Source organism: Leifsonia xyli subsp. xyli str. CTCB07, from assembly GCF_000007665.1.
Classification (GTDB): domain Bacteria; phylum Actinomycetota; class Actinomycetes; order Actinomycetales; family Microbacteriaceae; genus Leifsonia; species Leifsonia xyli_C.
The window spans coordinates 2,015,080-2,035,068 of record NC_006087.1 but is presented as its reverse complement, the minus strand read 5'-3'; the positions used below and the strand labels follow the sequence as shown (position 1 = coordinate 2,035,068).

The window sequence follows — 19,989 nt, the reverse complement described above, 5'->3', positions numbered from 1 at the left end:
GCCGTGTCCGGGGCTCTGGCTTAGCGGTCCGGCTTCGGGGAGCCGCTCCTGTTCAAGCCGCTGGTTCCGGTGCCTGTTCCAGGTCGTGTGTCTGTGCCGGGGCGGCTGCCGACCGCCTTGCCGCCGGCGTTCCTGTCGCCGTTCATCGCGCCGGTCTTGTCGCCGCTGCCGGCGCTCTCGCCGCTCTCGGTTCTCCCGGTGCTGCCGCCGCGCACCCGGTCCGTTTGCCGGCCGGGCCGGGCTCCCGAGTTCGACGCGCTCGCCATCGACTCCCGCAACCGCCGCAGGAAGAGGTCGCGGGGGCGGTGGCGGAGCCAGGTGGGCAGGAGCGGGTAGACCACCGCGATCCACCGCAGCTGGCGCTGGAAGCGGCGCTCCCGACGCGCGTCCCACGGCAGGCCGAACTGTTGGCGGACCTCCGCCGGGAGCAGCCCTGTCGTCAAGAGACGTGTGGCAGGCAGGGCCAGCCGCAACTAGGCCGGGACATCGCTCAGGGAGAGCAGCTGGTGTGCGACGGCCCGGGCGTCGTCGGACACTTGGAGCCTGCCGAGCGACTCCGCCCAATACGCGTCGAAGGCCGCTGAATCCTGCGGCCACGCGCCGGGATGCGCCTGCAGCATCCGGTCGCGTGAGCGGAATCGCTGGTAGACCTGCTCCCGCTCCGCCGGGGCGAGCGGATCGAAAACGCGCTCGTGGAGGTCGATCATCGTGTGGTGGAGCGTCGCGGCGACCCAGAGCTGGAGGGAGACGTCGAACGCGCTGTAGGCGGGCTGGCCCTCGCTCGCTGGTGCGTGAACCGGCTCATGTGCCTGGTTCACCCGGCGGCGCACCTCCGCGTACTCTTCCGGTGTTCCGAATGCCGCGGTGTACACGAACATCATGGTCCCGTGGAAGCGGTCCATCGCCCGTCTCGCGAAGTCGCTGTGCTCCACGACTCCCCGCCCGACGGCCGGATGAGCGATCTGCAGCAGGATCGCCCGCCCACCGCCCGCGAGCGCGAGCGCGAGCGCTTCGGACAGGATCTGCTCGAACGTGGTTTCCCCATCCTTGCTGCGCACCCGCACATCCTCCTCGTTCAGGCTGAGCTTTTGCGGGGAGTTCCGTGCCGCACGGGCGCTGACAGCGTGAGGCGTTCCGGGCGGCGGTCACGAGCGGCCCCGCGTTCGCCGGTGTCGCACGACGCTCGCCACAGCGAGCGCACCCAGGCCGGTCGCCAGCAGTCCGAGCGCGATCGCCGGGTCGGCTGTCGCCACCCGACCGCCCGTTGCCGCCAGGGTGGCGGGGCGCTCGGGCGCCGCGACGATCGGCGGCGCGGGCGCGAACGTCACCTCGCTCGCGACGCCGAACTTGCTCTGCCACGGGAGCAGCCGTGCCCCGCCCTCGGCGGCGGGCGTCCGTGCGGCGTCGATTCGCTCCGTCCACACGTAGTACCCCGCTGCCGGCAGCTCGCAGGCCGGTGTCTCGTACTCGCCCGTGCCGGTGACGACGGTCTCGACGGTGCAGACGGCCGGAGCGTCCTCGGGGGCGGAGGGCCCCGGCGCGATCGGTTCCGCGAAAGGTCCGTGGAGGGTGCTCTCGACCGTCGCCGTGATGGGAGCGAACCCGTCCTCGGACATCCAGACGCCCCAACCGGGCAGGAGACCCGCTCCGGCGGCGACACCGATGGTCAGGCGGTCCCTGATGGCCGCGCCGGGCGCTGCGGTCGCCGAACTGGTCACGGTGCTGACGATCGGCTGGAACGGCAGCGGCGATGGGCCCACAGCCGACGCGTTCGCGCTCGCGGAAGCGGTGGCCGGGACCGCGATGAGGACAGCCTGGGCGTCGTCGCGGGGCACCGCCACCGTCAGCCGGTCGCCATACGGCAGGGCTTCGAGCATCGCGCTCATGCCGATGGCGACGCTCGCGGAGGAACCGGACGGGACGATCGGGATGTCTGTCCCGGTCGGGATGTCGGCGGTCGCTCCGCCGCTCAGGAAGGTCGCTCCGTCGAGCGCCACACGGGCGGTGTGTGCTCCGGGCGGCAGGGTTTCCGGTCCACTCAGCCGGTCGACCGTCAGCTCGACCCGCACACGGCCCGGCCCGGTCTCCGCCAGCTCCACGATCGCATCGGCGCGGAAGTCCGTCGAGGCGAGGCTCGCCGACTCCTCCGCCATCGCGTGTGCCCGTGCCAGCACCGCGTCCGCGTCTGCGCCCGCTCTTGCGGCGAACTGCTCGGCACTGTGGCCTCCCATCCCGGCGACGAGCCAGGTGGCGATCTGCCCGGCGCCCGCGGTCAGCCGATCGCCGGTTCCCGCCCAGGACCGGGAGAGATAGGCGAGCCGGGCCGACTGCTCGGGGGTGAACCAGCCGAGAGCGGACCCGTCTGCGTAGTCGAGCGGGTGGCCGGTCGGACTGGGCTTCCCGGCGTTGAGGCAGAAGCCTTGTGCGCCGTCGTCGAGCCGGTAGGTGCCGAGCCACCATCCCGTCGCGGAGAGGTATCCCGGTCCGTGGCCGATTCCGGTGAGCGCCTGGGCCGGCGGTGCCAGCGCGACCACTTGGAGGACGCAGAGGAGCGTCGCGGAGCACAGAGAGGCGAGTGCTGCGATGATGCGTGGTATGAGGTTCGTCATGGCTCCCACACTCGCCAGAGGGGAGAGGTCGCGGCCGAATCGAACGAGATCTCTGGAGAACTCGCGAAACGCGCCTGCCTGTGGGAAGAATCGGGTTTCGGGGAGCTCGGACGGACACGCTAAAGTTCTGAGTGGCGAATTTATCTCGGCGTCGAGCTATTCTCCCGCCGGAAGCCCAGGAGATATCGACCGGCGGCGCCACGAGCGCGCCGGACAATCAGCGGATTGGATAACCGTGGATCTATACGAATACCAGGCCAGAGACCTGTTTGAGAAGTACGGGGTCCCGGTCCTTCCGGGCATCGTCGCGGACACTCCCGAGGAGGTCCGTGCGGCCGCGGAGAAGCTCGGCGGGGTGAACGTGGTCAAGGCGCAGGTGAAGACTGGCGGCCGCGGAAAGGTCGGCGGCGTCAAGGTCGCGAAGAACCCCGACGAGGCGGAGGAGGCCGCGAAGGCCATTCTGGGTCTCGACATCAAGGGGCACGTCGTGCGCCGGGTCATGGTCTCCGGTGGCGCTCGCATCGCCCGCGAGTTCTACTTCTCGGTGCTCCTCGACCGGGCCAACCGCTCCTACCTGTCGCTCACGAGCGTCGAGGGCGGCATGGAGATCGAGCAGCTGGCGGTCGAGAAGCCGGAGGCGCTCGCGCGCATCGGGGTCGACCCCATCGCGGGCGTCGACACCACGAAGGCCACCGAGATCGCGAGGGCCGCCGGGTTCCCGGAGGAGCTGGTCTCGAAGGTCGCCGACGTCTTCGTCAAGCTCTACGACGTCTACAAGGGCGAGGACGCGACCCTGGTCGAGGTCAACCCGCTGGTCCTGACCGAGGAGGGCGAGGTGATCGCGCTCGACGGCAAGGTGACGCTCGACGAGAACGCCGGATTCCGTCACCCGGAGCACGAGGAGCTTGAGGACAAGGCCGCGGCCGACCCGCTGGAGGCCAAGGCCAAGGAGGCCGACCTCAACTACGTCAAGCTCGACGGCCAGGTCGGCATCATCGGCAACGGCGCGGGCCTCGTCATGTCGACGCTGGATGTCGTCGCCTACGCGGGTGAGAGGCACAAGGGCGTCAAACCGGCGAACTTCCTCGACATCGGCGGCGGCGCTTCGGCCGAAGTGATGGCGGCCGGGCTGGACGTCATTCTGAACGATCCGCAGGTCAAGAGCGTGTTCGTGAACGTCTTCGGCGGCATCACCGCTTGCGACGCCGTCGCGAACGGCATCGTCAAGGCGCTGGAGATTCTCGGCGGCGACGCCAACAAGCCGCTCGTCGTGCGCCTGGACGGCAACAACGTCGAGGAGGGCCGCCGCATCCTGACCGACGCGAACCACCCGCTGGTCACCCTCGCACTCACCATGGACGAAGGCGCTGACAAAGCCGCCGAGCTGGCCGCGAAGTAAGCGCCGAGTAAGGACGAATCAGAGATATGTCTATCTTCCTCAACAAGGATTCCAAGGTCATCGTCCAGGGCATCACCGGCGGTGAGGGCACCAAGCACACCGCGCTGATGCTGAAGGCCGGCACCACCGTCGTCGGTGGCGTGAACGCCCGTAAGGCGGGCACCTCGGTCACCCACGGCGATGTCGAGCTCCCGGTGTTCGGCACCGTCGTCGAAGCGATCGAGAAGACTGGCGCGGACGTGTCGATCGTCTTCGTGCCGCCGGCGTTCGCGAAGGACGCGATGGTCGAGGCGATCGACGCCGAGATCCCGCTGCTCGTGGTCATCACCGAGGGCATCCCGGTGCAGGACGCCGCCGAGGTGTGGGCCTACGCCAAGGAGAAGGGCAACAAGACCCGGATCATCGGCCCGAACTGCCCCGGTGTCATCATCCCGGGCGAGTCGCTGGTCGGCATCACCCCGGCGACGATCACCGGCAAGGGCCCGATCGGCCTGGTCTCGAAGTCGGGCACGCTCACGTACCAGATGATGTACGAGCTGCGTGACCTGGGCTTCTCGACCGCCATCGGCATCGGCGGCGACCCGATCATCGGGACCACCCACATCGACGCGCTCGCCGCGTTCGAGGCGGACCCCGAGACCAGGGCGATCGTCATGATCGGCGAAATCGGCGGCGATGCCGAGGAGCGGGCGGCCGACTTCATCAAAGCCAATGTGACCAAGCCGGTCGTCGGCTATGTCGCCGGGTTCACCGCGCCGGAAGGCAAGACGATGGGCCACGCGGGCGCGATCGTCTCAGGTTCTGCGGGCACGGCGCAGGCGAAGAAGGAGGCGCTGGAGGCCGCGGGTGTGAAGGTCGGCAAGACCCCGTCCGAGACCGCGTCGCTGCTGCGCGAGGTGTACGCCGCGCTGTAATCGCGCGACGACCACCGGCCCGTCCGCTTTCTCCACAGCGACGAAATGTGTCTTCGGCAGTCCGCTCCGCGGCGATACAGTGAACGCACTCGCGGAAGGGGACGCCATGACACGTTTGACGAAATCCGACCTCCTGGAGCGTCTCGCGGCTTTGGAAGCGGAGAACGCCTCCCTCCGCGCCCGCGCGGATGGCAGCGCGATCGAGCCGCGGCCGGATGCGGTGGCCGAAACACCGCGGAAGCACCGGCGCGGGTGGGGATGGACGCTGCTGGCGGTCGCGCTGATCGGAATCGGCGCCGTTCTGGCCCCGGTGGCTGTGGTGGCGGCGTGGGCGAAGGTGCAGCTGACGGACACCGACAGCTTCGTCTCCGTCTATGCGCCGCTGGCGGACGACCCCGCGGTGCAGAAGTACATCACGGCCGAGACGGTCAAGGTCATCCAGAGCCATGTCGATATCCCGGGCATTACCTCCGAGGTCGTCGACGGGATCACCGAGCTGGGGACAGACCCGGCCGCCACGAAAGCGCTGGAACTGCTGAAAAGGGCCGCTCGCTCAGGGGTGGTGTCGCTGATCCAGACGACAGTCGGGAATTTCGTGTCGTCGGACGCATTCGCTCAGGTCTTCGAACAGGCGCTGCGGACCTCGCACGACCAGCTCGTCGCGACGATGCAGAATGATCCGAAGGCGGCGATCAGCGTGGGGTCCGACGGATCGGTCGGCATCCAGCTCGCGCCGATCATCGACCGGGTGAAGCAGGTGCTCGAGGATCGGGGCATAGCGTTCGCCTCGCAGATACCGTCCATCGATGAGACGCTCACGATCGCGCAGAACTCCTCCATCCCGACCATCCAGCTGTTCTACGGGGTTGCGGTCGCAGCGGGCGCGTGGCTGCCTTGGGTGTCGCTTGGACTGCTCGCGCTCGGCGTGATCGTCGCCCGGCGTCGCCAGGCCGCGCTCATCGGGGCGTCGGTGGCACTGGCGATTGCGATGATCGCGATCCTCGCCGGGATCGGGATCGGCCGGATCGTCTTCGTGGCCTCGCTGATCCCGGCCGGGGTGGCGACGGTGGTCTACGGCACCGTGACGACGACGATGCAGGACACGGCGGTCGCGGCGCTCGTGGGCTGGTATTCGGGTCCGTTCGCCGTCCCGCGGCGGCGATCGTGCTGTTCGTCCGGCCGCTCTCGTCCGGTCTCATCGTCGGCACACTGGTTGCCGCCGCGGTCGTCATCGCCATCCTGGAATTGGTGCAGCGACCGGTGGGCACCGTGCCCGAGCACGCGAGCGAGGACACGCCGGCGATGATCGTCTCCTGAGCCCCGAAGTGTCGGGCGGGCGGCGCGGGCGGTGGCCGGTAGGCTCCATCCGGTCATGAATCGCACAACCGTCGCCCTGCTCGCCGCGCTGGAAGCGGTTGTCGTCGCGGCGGTCGGACTCGGGATCTGCGTCGTGCCGTTCACGATCCTCTGGGCGGCCCAGTATCATCTCGGTTCCGAATTCCTGGTCGTGTGGCGCGCGGCGGTCGATGTCTGGCTGACCGGCCACGGGGTCAACCTGACTGTGACGCTCGACACCCAGACCGTTGCGACGCTCGGGCTGCCGGGCGCGGCGACGCCGTTCCAGGTGACGATCGCCCTACTGGGGTTCGCCGCTCTCACTGCCGGGCTCGGCGTCCGGACCGGGATGCGCGCCGCCGAGACGCCGTTCCGGTTCACGGGCGCGGTGAGTGCGCTCACCGCCTTCCTGACTGTGTCGGTCCTCGTGACACTGACCGCAGGCAGCGCGCCGGTGCAGCCGTCGGTGTGGCAGGGGACTCTGCTGCCGCCGTTCGTGTACGGGGTGGGCATCGCTGCGGGGTTCGCGTTCGCAGCCGGGTACACGCCGCGCGCGGCCGACGCTGCGAGCGCCGACGCTGCGAGCGCGGACGCTCCGGGTGGTGCGACGACGGGTGCGCCAGCGCCGGAACCGCTGGCCGCGGAAGCACGGGACGGCGCATCGGCGAGCCCCGTCGCCCTCCTCACCGCTCTCAGCGCCCGAGTCGGAGTCCGTGCGATCGCCCTCTCGGTCCCGGCTCCTGTTCGGACGGCGGCTGTCGGCGCTCTTCGCGCCGGGACCGCCGCCGCCGCTATCGTCATCGGGCTGGCCTCCCTCATCCTGACGCTGCTCATCTTCGGCAACTACGGTGCGATCATCAGCCTGTACGAGCAGTTGCAGACCGGTGTCGCGGGCGGAATCGCGCTCACCGTCGGGCAACTGGCTTTGCTGCCGAACCTTGTGATCTGGCTGGCGTCGTGGCTCATCGGTCCGGGCTTCGCGATCGGAACCGGTTCGTCGGTGAGTCCGATCGGAACCGATCTCGGGCCCCTGCCCGGGCTCCCGCTGTTCGGGGTGATCCCGGCTCACGGGTACTCGTTCGGGCTGGTGGGGGTCGTGGTGCCGCTGCTTGCGGGCTTCCTCGCGGGGGCGCTGCTCCGCGGCACACGCCGGGTGGACACCGACGGCGCGTTTACCCTCTTTCTCATCGCGCTCGGCATCGGTATAGTTTCCGGCGTTGAGCTCGGTCTGCTCGCGTGGGGGTCCTCTGGTGCGCTCGGCCCTGGTCGGCTGCACGAGGTGGGGCCGAACCCGTGGCTGGTCGGAGCTCTCGCGGCGGCGGAGGTCGCGGTCGCTGCTGTGATCGGTTTGCTGGCGGGAGGACGAAGGCGGAGATGAGATTCTGGCGGGGTCGCCACTGGTTGAAGCCGGAGTTCCAGCGGCGGCAGGTCGAGGTGGAACAGCTTGTGGAGAGCCCGTCCGTGCAGTTGCAGGAGTTCTTGGTCCAGCTCGGCGGCGCGCTGCTCTCGATCGGAATGGCCTCGACCGATATCCAGAACACGCTGAAACGGGTCGCCACGGCCCTCGGCTCGCCGAAGGCCGCGATTTTCGTGTTCCCGACGCTCATGGCCGTCGGGATGCCGGGGAAGCAGCAGACGCGCTTCGAGGTCGCCGTCCCTTCCGGCGAGGAGATGCGCTTCGACCGCGCCTCCTCTGTCTACGCGGTCGCGGACCGGGCTCTCACCGGGACGATCACCGCCACCGAGGGCATCAAAGTGCTGCACGCGGTCGAGGTCGCGAAACCGCGGTTCCGTGGTCTTGTCCGTGTTTTCGGGCACGGGTTCGCCGCTGCCGGGGTCGCCCTCGTGCTCCTCGGAGCCGAAGTTCCCACCATGCTGGACGCCCTGGCGCTAGGGATGCTGGTCGGTGTGGTGAAACTGGCGGTGCGCCCCAAAACCCACGCCGCCATTCTGTTTCCCGTCGCCACCGCCTTCCTGCTCGCGCTGCTGATCTTCTCGCTCGGGAAGACTGTGATCGTCGGCGCGCCGTTGCAGGCGCTCATCCCACCGCTGGTCACGCTCCTGCCCGGCGCGGTCCTCACGACCGGCGCCTGGGAGCTGGCGGCAGGGGACACGATCGCGGGCGCCAGCCGGCTGGTCTCGGGGATCGTCCAGCTCGGTTTCCTCGCGACCGGGATCCTGGCGGCGATGACCATCACTGGTGTCCCCGCGAGCGCAGCGCTGATCGCGACAACGCCCACGCCCTCCCCGTTCCAGCCGTGGGTCGGCGTGCTCCTGTTCTCTCTGGGCGTCTACCTCTACTATTGCGGACCGCGGCGCTCGTTGTTCTTTCTGACGTTCGTGCTCCTGGCGGTTTACGGCGCACAGATGCTCGGCGCGATGCTCCTGGGCACGGTTTTCAGTGGGTTCTTCGGCGCCTGCGCGCTCACGCTCCTGGCCTACCTGATCCAGTCGGCGCCGGGCGCGCCCCCGGCGGTCGTGTGCTTCCTGCCCTCGTTCTGGCTGCTCGTCCCCGGGGCGACCGGGCTTATCCAGCTCGCTCAGAGCGCGGCCGGCGTCGGCTTCGATCCGAGCAGCATCCCCAGTGTGCTGGGCTCCATTGTGGCGATCGCTCTCGGCGTGCTGGTGGGGACGGCGCTGTTTCGCCAGATCTACACGTTCACGCCGGCGTTCTGGGGGCTGCGTCCGGTCTGAGCCGGTCGGGCCGCCTTTGCGCGCCCCGGTAGGCTGGATGCGTGCTTTCGATTGTGGTTCTGATCTCCGGCGCTGGCTCCAACCTGCGCGCTCTGCTGGAGGCTGCGGCCGATGCCGAGTTCCTCGCGCGCGTGGTCGCCGTCGGCGCCGACCGCGATGCGGACGGCCTTGCACACGCGGAGGAGTTCGGCGTGCCGAGTTTCACGGTGCCGTTCACGTCGTACGACGATCGTGTCGAATGGGGGGACGCGTTGCTCGCGCAGATCGAGCAGTGGCAGCCGGACCTCGTCATCCTCTCCGGCTTCATGCGGCTGGTGCCCCCGCGCGTGGTCGCGGCGTTCTCGCCCTTCCTTCTCAACACCCACCCGGCCTACCTTCCCGAGTTCCCCGGCGCCCACGGGGTGCGGGACGCGCTGGCCGCGGGTGTGACCCAGACCGGCGCGAGCCTGATCGTCGTGGACGACGGAGTGGACGCCGGGCCGATCGTCTGCCAGGAGCGCGTGCCGGTGGAGCCGGGGGACACCGAGGCCAGCCTGCACGAGCGCATCAAACCTGTGGAGCGGCGGCTGCTCATCGGAGCTGTGCTCGACATCGCCAACGGACACCTCGACCTCAAGGAGCTTTCCCGAGCATGAACGGCCCCCGCCACGACACCAGCCTCTTCCGCGAACGGGATGTCGTTCCGATCCGACGCGCGCTGATCTCGGTCAGCGACAAGACCGGTCTGCTCGACCTGGCGGCGTCCCTGGCGGACGCCGGTGTCGAGATCGTGTCGACCGGGTCGACCGCCCAGACCATCCGGGAGGCCGGGCACACGGTCACCGATGTCGCGAGCGTCACCGGCTTCCCCGAGTCGCTCGACGGCCGTGTCAAGACGCTGCACCCGGCCATCCACTCCGGCCTGCTGGCCGATCTGCGGCTCGCCTCGCACGAGGAGCAGCTGAAGGATCTTGGCATCGAGCCGTTCGAGCTCGTCGTTGTGAACCTGTACCCGTTCGTCGAGACGGTCGCTTCGGGTGCGGTGGACGACGACGTGGTCGAGCAGATCGACATCGGGGGGCCGGCGATGGTGCGGGCGTCCGCCAAGAACCACGCCAACGTCGCGATCGTCGTCTCGCCCGCCGACTACGCAGGTCTCGCCGCCGCGGTCGCCGCCGGCGGCACCACCTGGGGCCAGCGCCGCGAGCTGGCGGCGCGCGCGTTCGCGCACACGGCCGCCTACGACGGGGCGGTCGCCGCGTGGTTCGCGGGCGAGGCCCCGGACCTCTCCGCTGTCGCCGAACGGTTCGAGGTCCGCGCCGAGTGGGGGCAGCCGCTCCGCTACGGCGAGAACGCGCACCAGGCAGCGGCCCTCTACGCGGACCCGGCTGGCTGCGGCATCGCGCAGGCGTCGCAGCACGGGGGCAAGGAGATGTCGTACAACAACTATGTGGACGCCGACGCCGCTCTCCGCAGCGCGTACGACTTCGCCGAGCCGGCTGTCGCGATCGTCAAGCACGCGAACCCGTGCGGCATCGCGGTCGCCGGCGACATCGCGGAAGCGCACCGCAAGGCCCACGAGTGCGACCCCGTCTCCGCCTATGGCGGTGTGATCGCCGCGAACCGGACGGTGACCCTCGCGATGGCGGAGACGGTGAGGGGCATCTTCACCGAGGTGCTGATCGCGCCCGGCTACGAGCCGGGGGCGCTCGAACTGCTGAAGACGAAGAAGAACCTGCGCATCCTGGAACTGCCGGTCGGCTACGCGCGGTCGCTGACCGAGTTCCGGCAGATCTCGGGCGGCGTTCTGGTTCAGGACACCGACCGCTTCGATGAGTTCGACTCCTCCGGCTGGACTCTCGTCGCCGGAGCCGAGGCGGACGCCGTCACCCGCGCCGACCTCGAGTTCACCTGGAAGGCGTGCCGCGCTGTGAAGTCGAACGCCATCCTGCTCGCCAAGGACGGCGCCTCTGTCGGCGTCGGGATGGGCCAGGTCAACCGCGTGGACTCGTGTACCCTCGCCGTCAGCCGCGCAGCGGAGCGGGCTGTGGGCGCGGTTGCCGCCTCGGACGCCTTCTTCCCGTTCGCGGACGGTCCGGAGATCCTGATCGCCGCCGGTGTGGCGGCGATCGTGCAGCCCGGCGGCTCCATCCGCGACGAGGAGGTGATCGCCTCCGCGACGGCGGCCGGCGTCACCATGTACTTCACCGGTGAGCGGCATTTCTTCCACTGAGCTCCGTCCGGGAAGGCCTATGGCCGGACCCGGACGGATTTCGTGGGGGATCGCCACTCTCACCGCCGTGGAGGGGAACGCGCAGGTCTGGCTGACCCCCAGCGAGTCAATGCCAGCAATTGCATAGCAGCTGTCCGATAGGTTACGTCTATGACTTCTTCGTGGGGCCGCCGGCTTGTCGCATCCTTGATCGCCGCCTTGACGGTGGCCCTGGTCGTTCATGCGGCCATGATCGCCGCGTTCTATGTCGGCAGCATCGCCGGGTCGACGGCTCCTACGGGTGCGCTCATCATCGCGGTCAGCAACTACTTCTCCTTCACGAGTGTGCTCGCTTTCGCCCTGCTCTTCGCCGCAGGTTCGGGCGGTGCGTTCGATCGGTGGTGGACCGCGCTCATCGCCGGCGCGCTCGCCGGCTTCCTCGCTCCGGCGGCCGGCACGCTGGCGACGGCGACCGCGGCCGGCTCCCCGTTCGGCGGCGACCTCCTGGTTGCGGTGCTGGGCACGCTGCTCGGGATCAACCTGCTCTACATCGTCGGGATCGCCGTGCTGACCCCCACGTTCGGCCGCTGGCTGTTCCGCTTCGTGTCGGGCAGCGCCCGCTTCGGGTCCGGCCGCAAGGTCGCGCTGGTCCGCATCCCCGCCGCCACCCTCGAGGACGGCCTGGTCACCCACCTCGAGCGCGAAACGGTCGACACCGCCAAAGCCGATGAGCAGTGGGACGCCTACGTCGCCGCTCTCGCGGGGGAGGGCTGGCAGACGGTCGAGGTCGCCAGCGCCGACGATCTCGCGGACTCAGTGTTCGTCGAGGACACCGCCGTCGTCTTCGGCGATGTCGCCGTCCTCTCGTGTCCCGGCGCCGACGAGCGCAAGCCGGAGGTCGCGGGCACGGAGGCGGCGCTGCGCGCCCAGGGCCTGCGCCTGGAGGGCATCGAGGAACCGGGCACGCTCGACGGCGGCGATGTCCTGACGATTGGCGACACGGTGTACGTTGGCCGCAGCGGCCGAACCAATGCTGAGGGCATCCGCCAGCTGCGCGCCCTCGTGACGCCGCTCGGCTACACGGTGGTCGCGGTTCCGGTGACCAAAGCCCTGCACCTGAAGACCGCCGTCACCGCGCTGCCCGATGGCACCGTGATCGGGTATGAGCCCATCGTGGACGATGTCCGTTTCTTCGAGCGTTTCCTCCCCGTTCCGGAGGCACACGGCACGGCTGTCGTGATCTTGGATGAGGTGACCGTGCTGATGTCCGCCAGCGCCCCGCAGTCGGTGGCGCTGATCCAGGACCTCGGCTACCGGGTCGTCACCGTGGACATCTCCGAGTTCGAGAAGCGCGAGGGGGGCGTGACCTGCCTCTCCGTCCGGCTTCGCTGACCTGCCCGGCTGATCCACCTTTTCTTCTTGCGCCGAATGCCGATCTGGCCATAGTATGTAAAGCTGTCTTGCCGCAGCAATCGGAAGACGCATTCGCTGTGGGAGGACGCCATGACAACGACGGGAACACACGAATCGTGACCGTGTACGGGCTCGTCGTCGCCGCGTCCCCGGAGCCGGGCCCCGCCCGGTAAGTCCCAGGAGGTCTCGCGCTTCCGGGTGACTCTGGCAGGCGCGCCGTCCGGGTACGCCCATTCCGGGGTCTCCGCTCGGCCACACGGTCACGCGAACGCCTCTTTCAATGACCTTTCAGCGCGCCCTCGGCGGGTCGGCTCCGACCCGCCGAGGAGAAGCATCGAAGAAGAACGACACAGAGAACGGAACCCATGTCTATCGCTGAAGCACCTCAGCACCCTCCGCAAAAGGACAAACAAGAAGAAGAGACGAGAGCCAAACGCACGGGGACGGTCCGGACGCTGTTGCGCATCCTGCCGTTCGCGAAGTCGGCCGCTCCGCGCATCCTGCTCGGAATGGCCGCGGCGCTGCTGGCGAGCCTGGTCGCGCTGAGCATCCCCCAGGTACTGCGCGCTGGCTGGTGGACGGTCCGCTCGCCACGGGCGATCCCAGTGCGGTGTGGCCTGCGGCGCTGCTCGTCGTCGGGCTGGGCGCGGCTGAAGCGGTCTTCATCGCGCTTCGGCGCTGGTTCGTGCTCACACCGGGCACGCACGTCGAGGCGCGGATGCGCAACGCCCTGTACGAGAAGCTCCAGGATCTGCCTGTCGCCTTCCACGACCGCTGGCCGAGCGGCTAGCTGCTGTCGCGCGCGGTCAGCGACCTCGGCCTGATTTGCCGCTGGCTGTCCTTCGGGATCGTGCTGCTGGTGGTGAACGTGGTCACGATCGTGGTCGGCTTCGCCATCCTGATCGGCTGGAATGCCATCCTCGGAACGATTTTCCTTGTGCTGTCGGTGCCGCTCTGGATCTACGGGTTCGTGTTCGAGAAGAGGTACTCGATCGTTGCCCGGCGCAGCCAGGACCAGGCTGGCGATCTGGCCACCGCGGTGGAGGAGTCGGTACACGGCATCCGGGTTCTGAAGGCGTTCGGCCGCGGCAAGCACGCGCTGAAGAAGTTCGCGTCGCAGGCCGAGGAGCTCCGCGGCACCGAGATCGAGAAGGCGAAAGCCATCGCCGGCATCTGGCTGTGGCTGCTGCTGATCCCGGATCTGGCGTTCGGGCTCTGCCTCGTCGCCGGCGTCTGGCTCGCGGCCCAAGGGCAGCTGTCGGTCGGCGAACTGGTGGCGTTCTTCGCCACGGCGACCGTACTGCGGTTCCCGATCGAGTCCATCGGCTTCCTGCTCTCGATGACCTTCGACACCCGCACGGCGGCCGACCGGTTCTTCGAAGTCATGGACCAGGCCAACGCGATCACAGACCCGGCCGAGCCGAAGCGGATCGCGGCCCCGAAGGGCGAACTCGTCTTCGAGGGGGTCTACTTCCGCTACCAGGACTCGCCCGAACGGTTCCCCGACCTGCTCGACGGCGTCGACCTGCGGCTGGAACCGGGGGAGACGATGGCGCTGGTCGGTCTGACCGGAAGCGGCAAGTCGACGCTGACCGCGCTGACCACTCGCCTGTACGACGTGACCGGCGGCGCGGTGAGGGTGGACGGTGTGGATGTGCGCGACCTCACCCGCTACGATCTGCGGAGGGCCATCGCGATGGCCTTCGAGGACGCGACGCTGTTCTCGGCGTCTGTGCGTGAGAACGTGCTGCTCGGCCGCGACGGGCTCGACCTCCGTTCCGCCGAGGCGGAGCGCCTCGGCGAGGAGGGGCTCAGCCTCTCCGGCGGCAGCGGCTCGCGCTCGCGCGTGCGGTGGCAGCCGAGCCCAGCGTCCTCGTGCTGGACGATCCGCTGTCCGCGCTGGATGTGGACACCGAGCCCTGGTCGAGGCTGCGCTCCGGCGGGTGCTGGCCGCCACGACGGCTCTGATCGTGGCGCACCGTCCCTCGACAGTGATGCTCGCCGACCGGGTCGCGCTGCTGGAGGACGGGAAGATCACCGCCGTCGGCAAGCACCAAGACCTGCTCGCCGGCAATGAGCACTATCGTTTCGTCCTCTCGAGTCTCGAGGACGAACGGAACGAGGGGCTTCGGAAGGAGGCGAACCCGTGAGCACGACGACCGTTACGGGGGTCGAGGGCGAAGAGCGCCATGACCTCACCAAGGAGGAGAGCCGGCAGATCCGCCGGCGCTCGCTGCGCCTGCTCGGATCGCTGCTGCGCCTGCGGCTGGCGCTGACGGCGGCCGTGGTCGTGGTCAGCACGGCCGCCCAGGTCGCCGGTCCCGCGATCATCGCGTTCGGCATCGAAAACGGGCTGCCCGCGCTGCTGAAGCAGGACTGGTTCCCGCTGGCCGCGGTCGGCGCCGCGTACCTGTTCACCGGCGTCATCGGCGCTGTGCTGATCGCGTGGTACACGGTGCTGAGCGCCCGGATCAGCCAGGCCATCCTGATCGACTTGCGCAAACGGGTGTTCCTGCACACGCAGAGGCTCTCGCTCGAGTTCCACGAGTCGTACACCTCCGGCCGCATCATCTCGCGGCAGACGAGCGACCTGGACTCGATCCGCGAACTGCTGGACTCCGGCATCAACCAGCTGGTGCAGGGCTTCCTCTACATGCTGTTCATCGCCATCATGCTGTTCTCTCTGGACGGGGTGAGCGGAGCGGTGCTGTTCTGCTCGCTGGTGCCGCTGTACCTGCTCACGCGCTGGTTCCAGAAGCGCTCGCAGGTGCTGTTCCGCATCTCGCGGGTGGCCTCGGCGAGGCTGATCGTGCAGTTCGTGGAGACCATGACCGGCATCCGCGCGGTCAAAGCGTTCCGCAAGGAGAAGCGCAACGAGAAGGAGTTCGGTGGTCTGGTCGAGGAGTACCGGGATGTGAACGCCCGCGTCATCCAGCTGTTCGGAGTCTTCGATCCGGGACTGGTGATGATCGGCAATGTGACGGTCGGTGTCGTCCTCCTGGTCGGCGGTTTCCGGGTGGCGGACGGCCAGCTCGCGATCGGCGTGCTGCTCGCGGCGCTGCTGTACACCCGCCGGTTCTTCGACCTGATGGAGGAGATGGCGATGTTCTACAACTCCTACCAGTCGGCTGCGGCCGCACTCGAGAAGATCTCGGGCGTCCTGGAAGAGGAGCCGAGCGTCCTGGACCCGGTGAAACCGGTGGATCTGTGGACGGCGGAGGGGCGGGTGGCCTTCGAGGAGGTGACGTTCGCTTACACGGAAGACCGGGTCATCCTGCCCGAGTTCAGCCTGGACATCCCCGCGGGGCAGACCGTGGCGCTCGTTGGCTCGACGGGGGCGGGAAAATCGACGCTGGCCAAGCTCATCTCCCGGTTCTACGATCCGAGTGCGGGCGCCGTCCGCCTGGACGGCGTCGATCTGCTGAGTCTGCACCCGAAGGATCTGCGCCGTGCGGTCGTCATGGTTACCCAGGAGGCGTACCTGTTCAGCGGCTCGGGCGCGGACAATATCGCGCTTGGGATGTCGGATGCGACCCGCCAGCAGGTGATCGAGGCGGCGACGGCGGTCGGCGCGCACGAGTTCGTCCAGGGTCTGCCGAACGGCTACGACACCGACGTGAACAAGCGCGGCGGCCGGGTTTCGGCGGGTCAGCGGCAGCTGATCTCGTTCGCGCGGGCCTTCCTCGCGAACCCGGCGGTGCTCATCCTGGACGAGGCGACCAGCTCGCTCGACATTCCGAGCGAGCGTTTGGTGCAGGAGGCGTTGCAGACGCTGCTCGCCGATCGCACCGCGGTGATCATCGCGCATCGTCTCTCGACGGTCGCGATCGCGGACCGGGTGCTCGTGATGGAGCACGGCCGTGTGGTCGAGGACGGCGCCCCGGGCGACCTCATCGCCGGAGCCGGCCGGTTTGCGCAGCTGCACGCGGCCTGGCGTGACTCGCTGGTGTGAGCTGAGCGGAAGAAGGGCGCTGGAGGGGACCTCGTCTCCTCCAGCGCCCTTCTCGTGTGGCTGACTCAGCGGTTCACGGTCACAACGAGCGGAGCGGCCGAGCACGGCACGCTCGCATAGCCGGGGTCGGGCAAACACACTCACCTATGATCGTGTGCTTGCGCATTACCCCAGTTTACTGGTCCGCGGGATTCGACGCTCCAGCCTGAGAGTAAGACTCAGTTGCTGGTGACGGGTGTCTGCTGACGAATCCACTCGTCTCGAATGGGTAAAATTTACAACTTTAAATTCACAAGTTGTGTATTATGTGATCTATCTAGTTTTTTCTATCAATGAAGAGTGAAAGGAACTGAAAAATGAGAAATATCAAAACACGCGGCTCACCGAGGGTGCGCAAAAAGGGAGAGATCCTTGCGGCCGTCTCAATACTTGCGCTCGTGTTGACTTCTGTAGCAAGCCCAGCATCAGCGGTTGAGCAGAGCACTGTTGCCATGGATTCAACGAGTGCGGGGTCCTCATTAATGACTGCTGTGGATGTTCAGATCATCGACGGTGTGCTTTTCGGAATGGGACCTGTGGCTGACAGTCTTGGAAACTCTGTTTCGGCCCTGTTCTCATCTCCAGATGATCTTGCGATTGTTGAGGCGAACCTTCAGTCGGCGCGGGATGCATTCCTGGAGGTAAAAGAGCCGGAGGCAGATGCGGCTGTTGAGAAAATCAGATCCGGTTCGGTGAACACGGTCACTGCTGGGCTTGAGCAACTCGGACAATCGTTCAACGACTACATCAAAGAAACGTACACAGAGGAAGAACTGGCCTCCGCAGTCCAAAACTATGGCGGCGTGGCAGTTGTGCCCATGTGTGGCGTCGTCGCGGCTTGCGCGGCAGCAGTTGCGGTTGCCGTATATGCTGGAGTGATCGTACAAAACGCAGCGGCAATTACGGCAGCAACCGCGGTTGTTGTCGCCGCTGCCTTATGGTGCGGCGCTTGGACATGGTGCGGGCGGTCCGCCCCTACCGAAGGTAACGAGCGCGTTCTCCAGGAGAAGTTCATTGCACACCTTACGCGGGTGTCGGCAGCTCTTCCTGAATAGCTCTCACGTAGTACGGGGCAGGAACTACATTCAATCTCGATGACCGGATGCGAAGGTGCTGACATGGTAGATCAAGAAAATACGACAAGAACCAAGTGGAGTAGTCAAGCTGGCTACGCGCGCACAACAGTCATCGTTCTTTTGTCTCTTGTCCTAGGTACTATTGTCCTAAGTTCGCTGCCCGTGATTGTACACTTCACCGGAGCGGGCGACTCGGTTAGCAAAGCCGTAACAAGCATCACGCCACAAGGCTGGGGGTTCTTTACTAAGGACCCAAGAGAGCCGTTCGTCTTGACATATCTTTCCCGTGATTCGGAAACCTGGGAGCATTAGTCGCGCGGACCCAACGCGCAACTCCGAAATGTTTTCGGTCTCAATAGAGAATCACGCCTCGATGAGTACGACCTGTCACAGGTTACAGCAGGTGCGAAACTTGACGCACTATGGGTCGAATGCACTGGAAAGACAACAAACTATTGCGCAGCGCTTGCTTCAAAAGTTAAAGGTTGGCAATCGTGGTCTACATCGATTTACGACCAAATATTATGTGTTCGTGTACTCCTGATCCGGCAAGAACCATTACCGTTGGACTTTGCTGGGTTGGACTTTAAACCTAAACAGGAAGCGATCGTAGCCAACGTCGCTTGCACCACGCCCGGGGGTTCCCATGACTGAGCAAAGAACCACCACCCTGTCGCAATAACGTCGTCACAAATCAATTCCAAACCCTCTACTGTGCTCAGTGTCAGTGTCTCAAAACTCGATAAGTATGTAGCAAGATACTCGCCATTCACCCCAGTTTTGGGCCTCGCTCGGTCAACGATCGCGCTTGCGTTACTTCTGACGCTAATAGCCACCCCAATGGAGCAACTGTTCTTCCGAAGTGAGGCTTTCCCTTCCGGCGTCAATTGCACCTCCAGCTTGTCTTCATACTCACTCTTCTGTATCGCCTCAGGTGCTGGAATTCTGGGTGTCTCCTATTGGATGAGTATCATCGTGCTGGTCTTTGTGATGTCGGGCATTCTGCCAGCAGTAACCGCCATACCCCACTGGTACTTAACCTGGAGCTTCATGCTCACTAGCACCGCGGTCGATGGGGGTGACCACCTCGCTGCGAACCTGACACTTTTACTTATCCCTCTAACGGTCATGGACCGTCGAATGTGGAATTGGAAACGTGACGATTCGTACAAAAACAGATCTGCCTGGGTCTGCTATATCGCATACGGCGTTCTCTTGCTGTGGACACTCCAAATGATGGGGGTCTATTTTCAGGCAAGCGTTGCAAAGTTTTCAGTGTTGGAATGGAGTGACGGTACGGCGCTCTGGTATTGAATGCAGAATCCCACGTTCAGCCCGCCTGGCTTCGCTGGTGAAATGGTGCGTGCCTTTTTACAGCATCTCCCGATTTCTATTGCTTTGAATTATGGAACCTTGTTGTTGCAAATAGTGCTCGTGTTCGCCGTATTTTTTACGCACCACATACGCATGACTTTCCTTGCAATCGCGGTACTATTTCATCTGCTCATCGCGGCTGCGATGGGGTTGTGGAGCTTTTCACTCATCATGGTAGCCGCCGACCTGATTCTTCTTCTGCGTCCGCATGAGTCGAATGAGTTCCCAGAAACAACAATGTGGTTCCATCGAAAGGGTATGAGTTCGTGAAGTCTTCTGAGAAATCTAAGTTCCGGGTATTCGCGCCTATGGCTGCTCGGATCGGTGTGGCACTTCTGTTCTTATCACCGTTCCTTTTTTCGTTGCTGGCACTTGCTACTGGAATAGCAAGCGACCCTAATCTCGTCGTTCCGTTGTTCTCCGCAGCGGGGGCTTGTTTGGTTCTCGCGGTCGTGTCTTTTCGGGCATCAGTATTCATTTCTGTTACGGAGACGCATGTGTCGATCGGTTTCGCACCTCTCTGGGCGACGCGACTGTCTCGACTCGACGTTCAGGACATACGCATTGTAGAGATCGATGCGTATAAGGATTACAACGGCTGGGGAATTAAATGGTCAGCGAAGAAAAAGTTCGGTCGCCTCTATTCGGCGGGCGGGTCGCAAGCCCTACGTCTCCACGACACACGCGGAAGGACGTTCCTCGTCGCCTTCCCCCGAGGCTCAGAGCACGTACAGGAGCTACTTAACGTGCTTGCAGCGCCTTCAAACGAACAACAGGACTCCCCTTCATGAGACACGAAATCTACGTTCGCGGTGAGAATAGAGTTTAGTTGTCCAGGCAGGGGGTGCTGTACGTTTAGGTGACAGGGGTTAGTCAGGCCGCGAGGGTCGGGGTCATCATGGCCTCGTACTCGATTGGTGTCAATCGGCTCAGGCGTGCTTGCCGGCGGCGTCGGTGGTAGGTGTGCGCAAAAGCCGATTCCAGACCACTCGC

General features: G+C 66.1%; 13 protein-coding genes and 3 pseudogenes. 14 read left to right on the top strand and 2 right to left on the bottom strand.

Features of this window, described 5'->3' with window-relative positions; translation table 11 throughout:
• Window positions 1-20: 20 nt before the first annotated feature.
• Window positions 21-1,058 (bottom strand): annotated as a pseudogene (locus LXX_RS15815) (oxygenase MpaB family protein).
• A gap of 87 nt (window positions 1,059-1,145) precedes the next feature.
• The gene (locus tag LXX_RS09700) at window positions 1,146-2,609 is read right to left on the bottom strand and encodes a hypothetical protein (protein ID WP_050737910.1); all 1,464 of its coding nucleotides are present in this window, start codon (window positions 2,607-2,609) and stop codon (window positions 1,146-1,148) included.
• 235 nt (window positions 2,610-2,844) lie between these two features.
• On the opposite strand from LXX_RS09700, the gene sucC reads away from it, so the two are divergent.
• The 14 genes and pseudogenes from sucC to LXX_RS09640 all read left to right on the top strand — a co-directional run bounded on the left by sucC (window position 2,845) and on the right by LXX_RS09640 (window position 19,266).
• Window positions 2,845-4,008 (top strand): ADP-forming succinate--CoA ligase subunit beta, encoded by a 1,164-nt coding sequence (gene sucC / locus LXX_RS09695; protein WP_011186673.1) that lies wholly within the window; start codon window positions 2,845-2,847, stop codon window positions 4,006-4,008.
• 26 nt (window positions 4,009-4,034) lie between these two features.
• On the top strand, window positions 4,035-4,922 hold the full coding sequence (gene sucD, locus LXX_RS09690) for a succinate--CoA ligase subunit alpha (protein ID WP_011186672.1): 888 nt from the start codon (window positions 4,035-4,037) through the stop codon (window positions 4,920-4,922).
• A 106-nt stretch (window positions 4,923-5,028) separates the two neighbouring features.
• Complete coding sequence (locus LXX_RS09685; RefSeq protein ID WP_011186671.1) at window positions 5,029-6,228, top strand: hypothetical protein; 1,200 nt, start codon at window positions 5,029-5,031, stop codon at window positions 6,226-6,228.
• A gap of 66 nt (window positions 6,229-6,294) precedes the next feature.
• Entirely contained in the window at window positions 6,295-7,635 is a 1,341-nt protein-coding gene (locus LXX_RS09680; protein WP_041768447.1) for a cell division protein PerM, read from the top strand.
• The gene (locus tag LXX_RS09675; protein ID WP_011186670.1) at window positions 7,632-8,951 is read left to right on the top strand and encodes a threonine/serine exporter family protein; all 1,320 of its coding nucleotides are present in this window, start codon (window positions 7,632-7,634) and stop codon (window positions 8,949-8,951) included. Before LXX_RS09680 ends, LXX_RS09675 begins: the two co-directional genes overlap by 4 nt.
• A gap of 41 nt (window positions 8,952-8,992) precedes the next feature.
• Window positions 8,993-9,586 carry a phosphoribosylglycinamide formyltransferase gene (purN, locus tag LXX_RS09670; RefSeq protein ID WP_011186669.1) on the top strand — a complete coding sequence of 198 codons (594 nt, stop codon included), beginning with the start codon at window positions 8,993-8,995 and terminating at the stop codon, window positions 9,584-9,586.
• Window positions 9,583-11,163, top strand: a complete 1,581-nt coding sequence (gene purH / locus LXX_RS09665; RefSeq protein ID WP_011186668.1) for a bifunctional phosphoribosylaminoimidazolecarboxamide formyltransferase/IMP cyclohydrolase — start codon at window positions 9,583-9,585, stop codon at window positions 11,161-11,163. Before purN ends, purH begins: the two co-directional genes overlap by 4 nt.
• A 150-nt stretch (window positions 11,164-11,313) precedes the next feature.
• Entirely contained in the window at window positions 11,314-12,534 is a 1,221-nt protein-coding gene (gene ddaH / locus LXX_RS16385) for a dimethylargininase (RefSeq protein WP_041767708.1), read from the top strand.
• 386 nt (window positions 12,535-12,920) lie between these two features.
• A pseudogene (locus LXX_RS09655) lies at window positions 12,921-14,705 on the top strand (ABC transporter ATP-binding protein).
• On the top strand, window positions 14,702-16,507 hold the full coding sequence (locus tag LXX_RS09650; protein WP_011186666.1) for an ABC transporter ATP-binding protein: 1,806 nt from the start codon (window positions 14,702-14,704) through the stop codon (window positions 16,505-16,507). The pseudogene LXX_RS09655 and the gene LXX_RS09650 overlap by 4 nt, the downstream one beginning before the upstream one ends.
• A 356-nt stretch (window positions 16,508-16,863) precedes the next feature.
• On the top strand, window positions 16,864-17,601 hold the full coding sequence (locus LXX_RS14430; protein ID WP_141692747.1) for a hypothetical protein: 738 nt from the start codon (window positions 16,864-16,866) through the stop codon (window positions 17,599-17,601).
• A 39-nt stretch (window positions 17,602-17,640) separates the two neighbouring features.
• A pseudogene (locus LXX_RS16875) lies at window positions 17,641-18,276 on the top strand (SdpA family antimicrobial peptide system protein).
• Window positions 18,277-18,462: 186 nt separating this feature from the next.
• Window positions 18,463-18,936, top strand: a complete 474-nt coding sequence (locus LXX_RS09645) for a hypothetical protein (RefSeq protein ID WP_011186665.1) — start codon at window positions 18,463-18,465, stop codon at window positions 18,934-18,936.
• Complete coding sequence (locus LXX_RS09640; RefSeq protein ID WP_011186664.1) at window positions 18,937-19,266, top strand: hypothetical protein; 330 nt, start codon at window positions 18,937-18,939, stop codon at window positions 19,264-19,266.
• Window positions 19,267-19,989 lie beyond the last annotated feature (723 nt).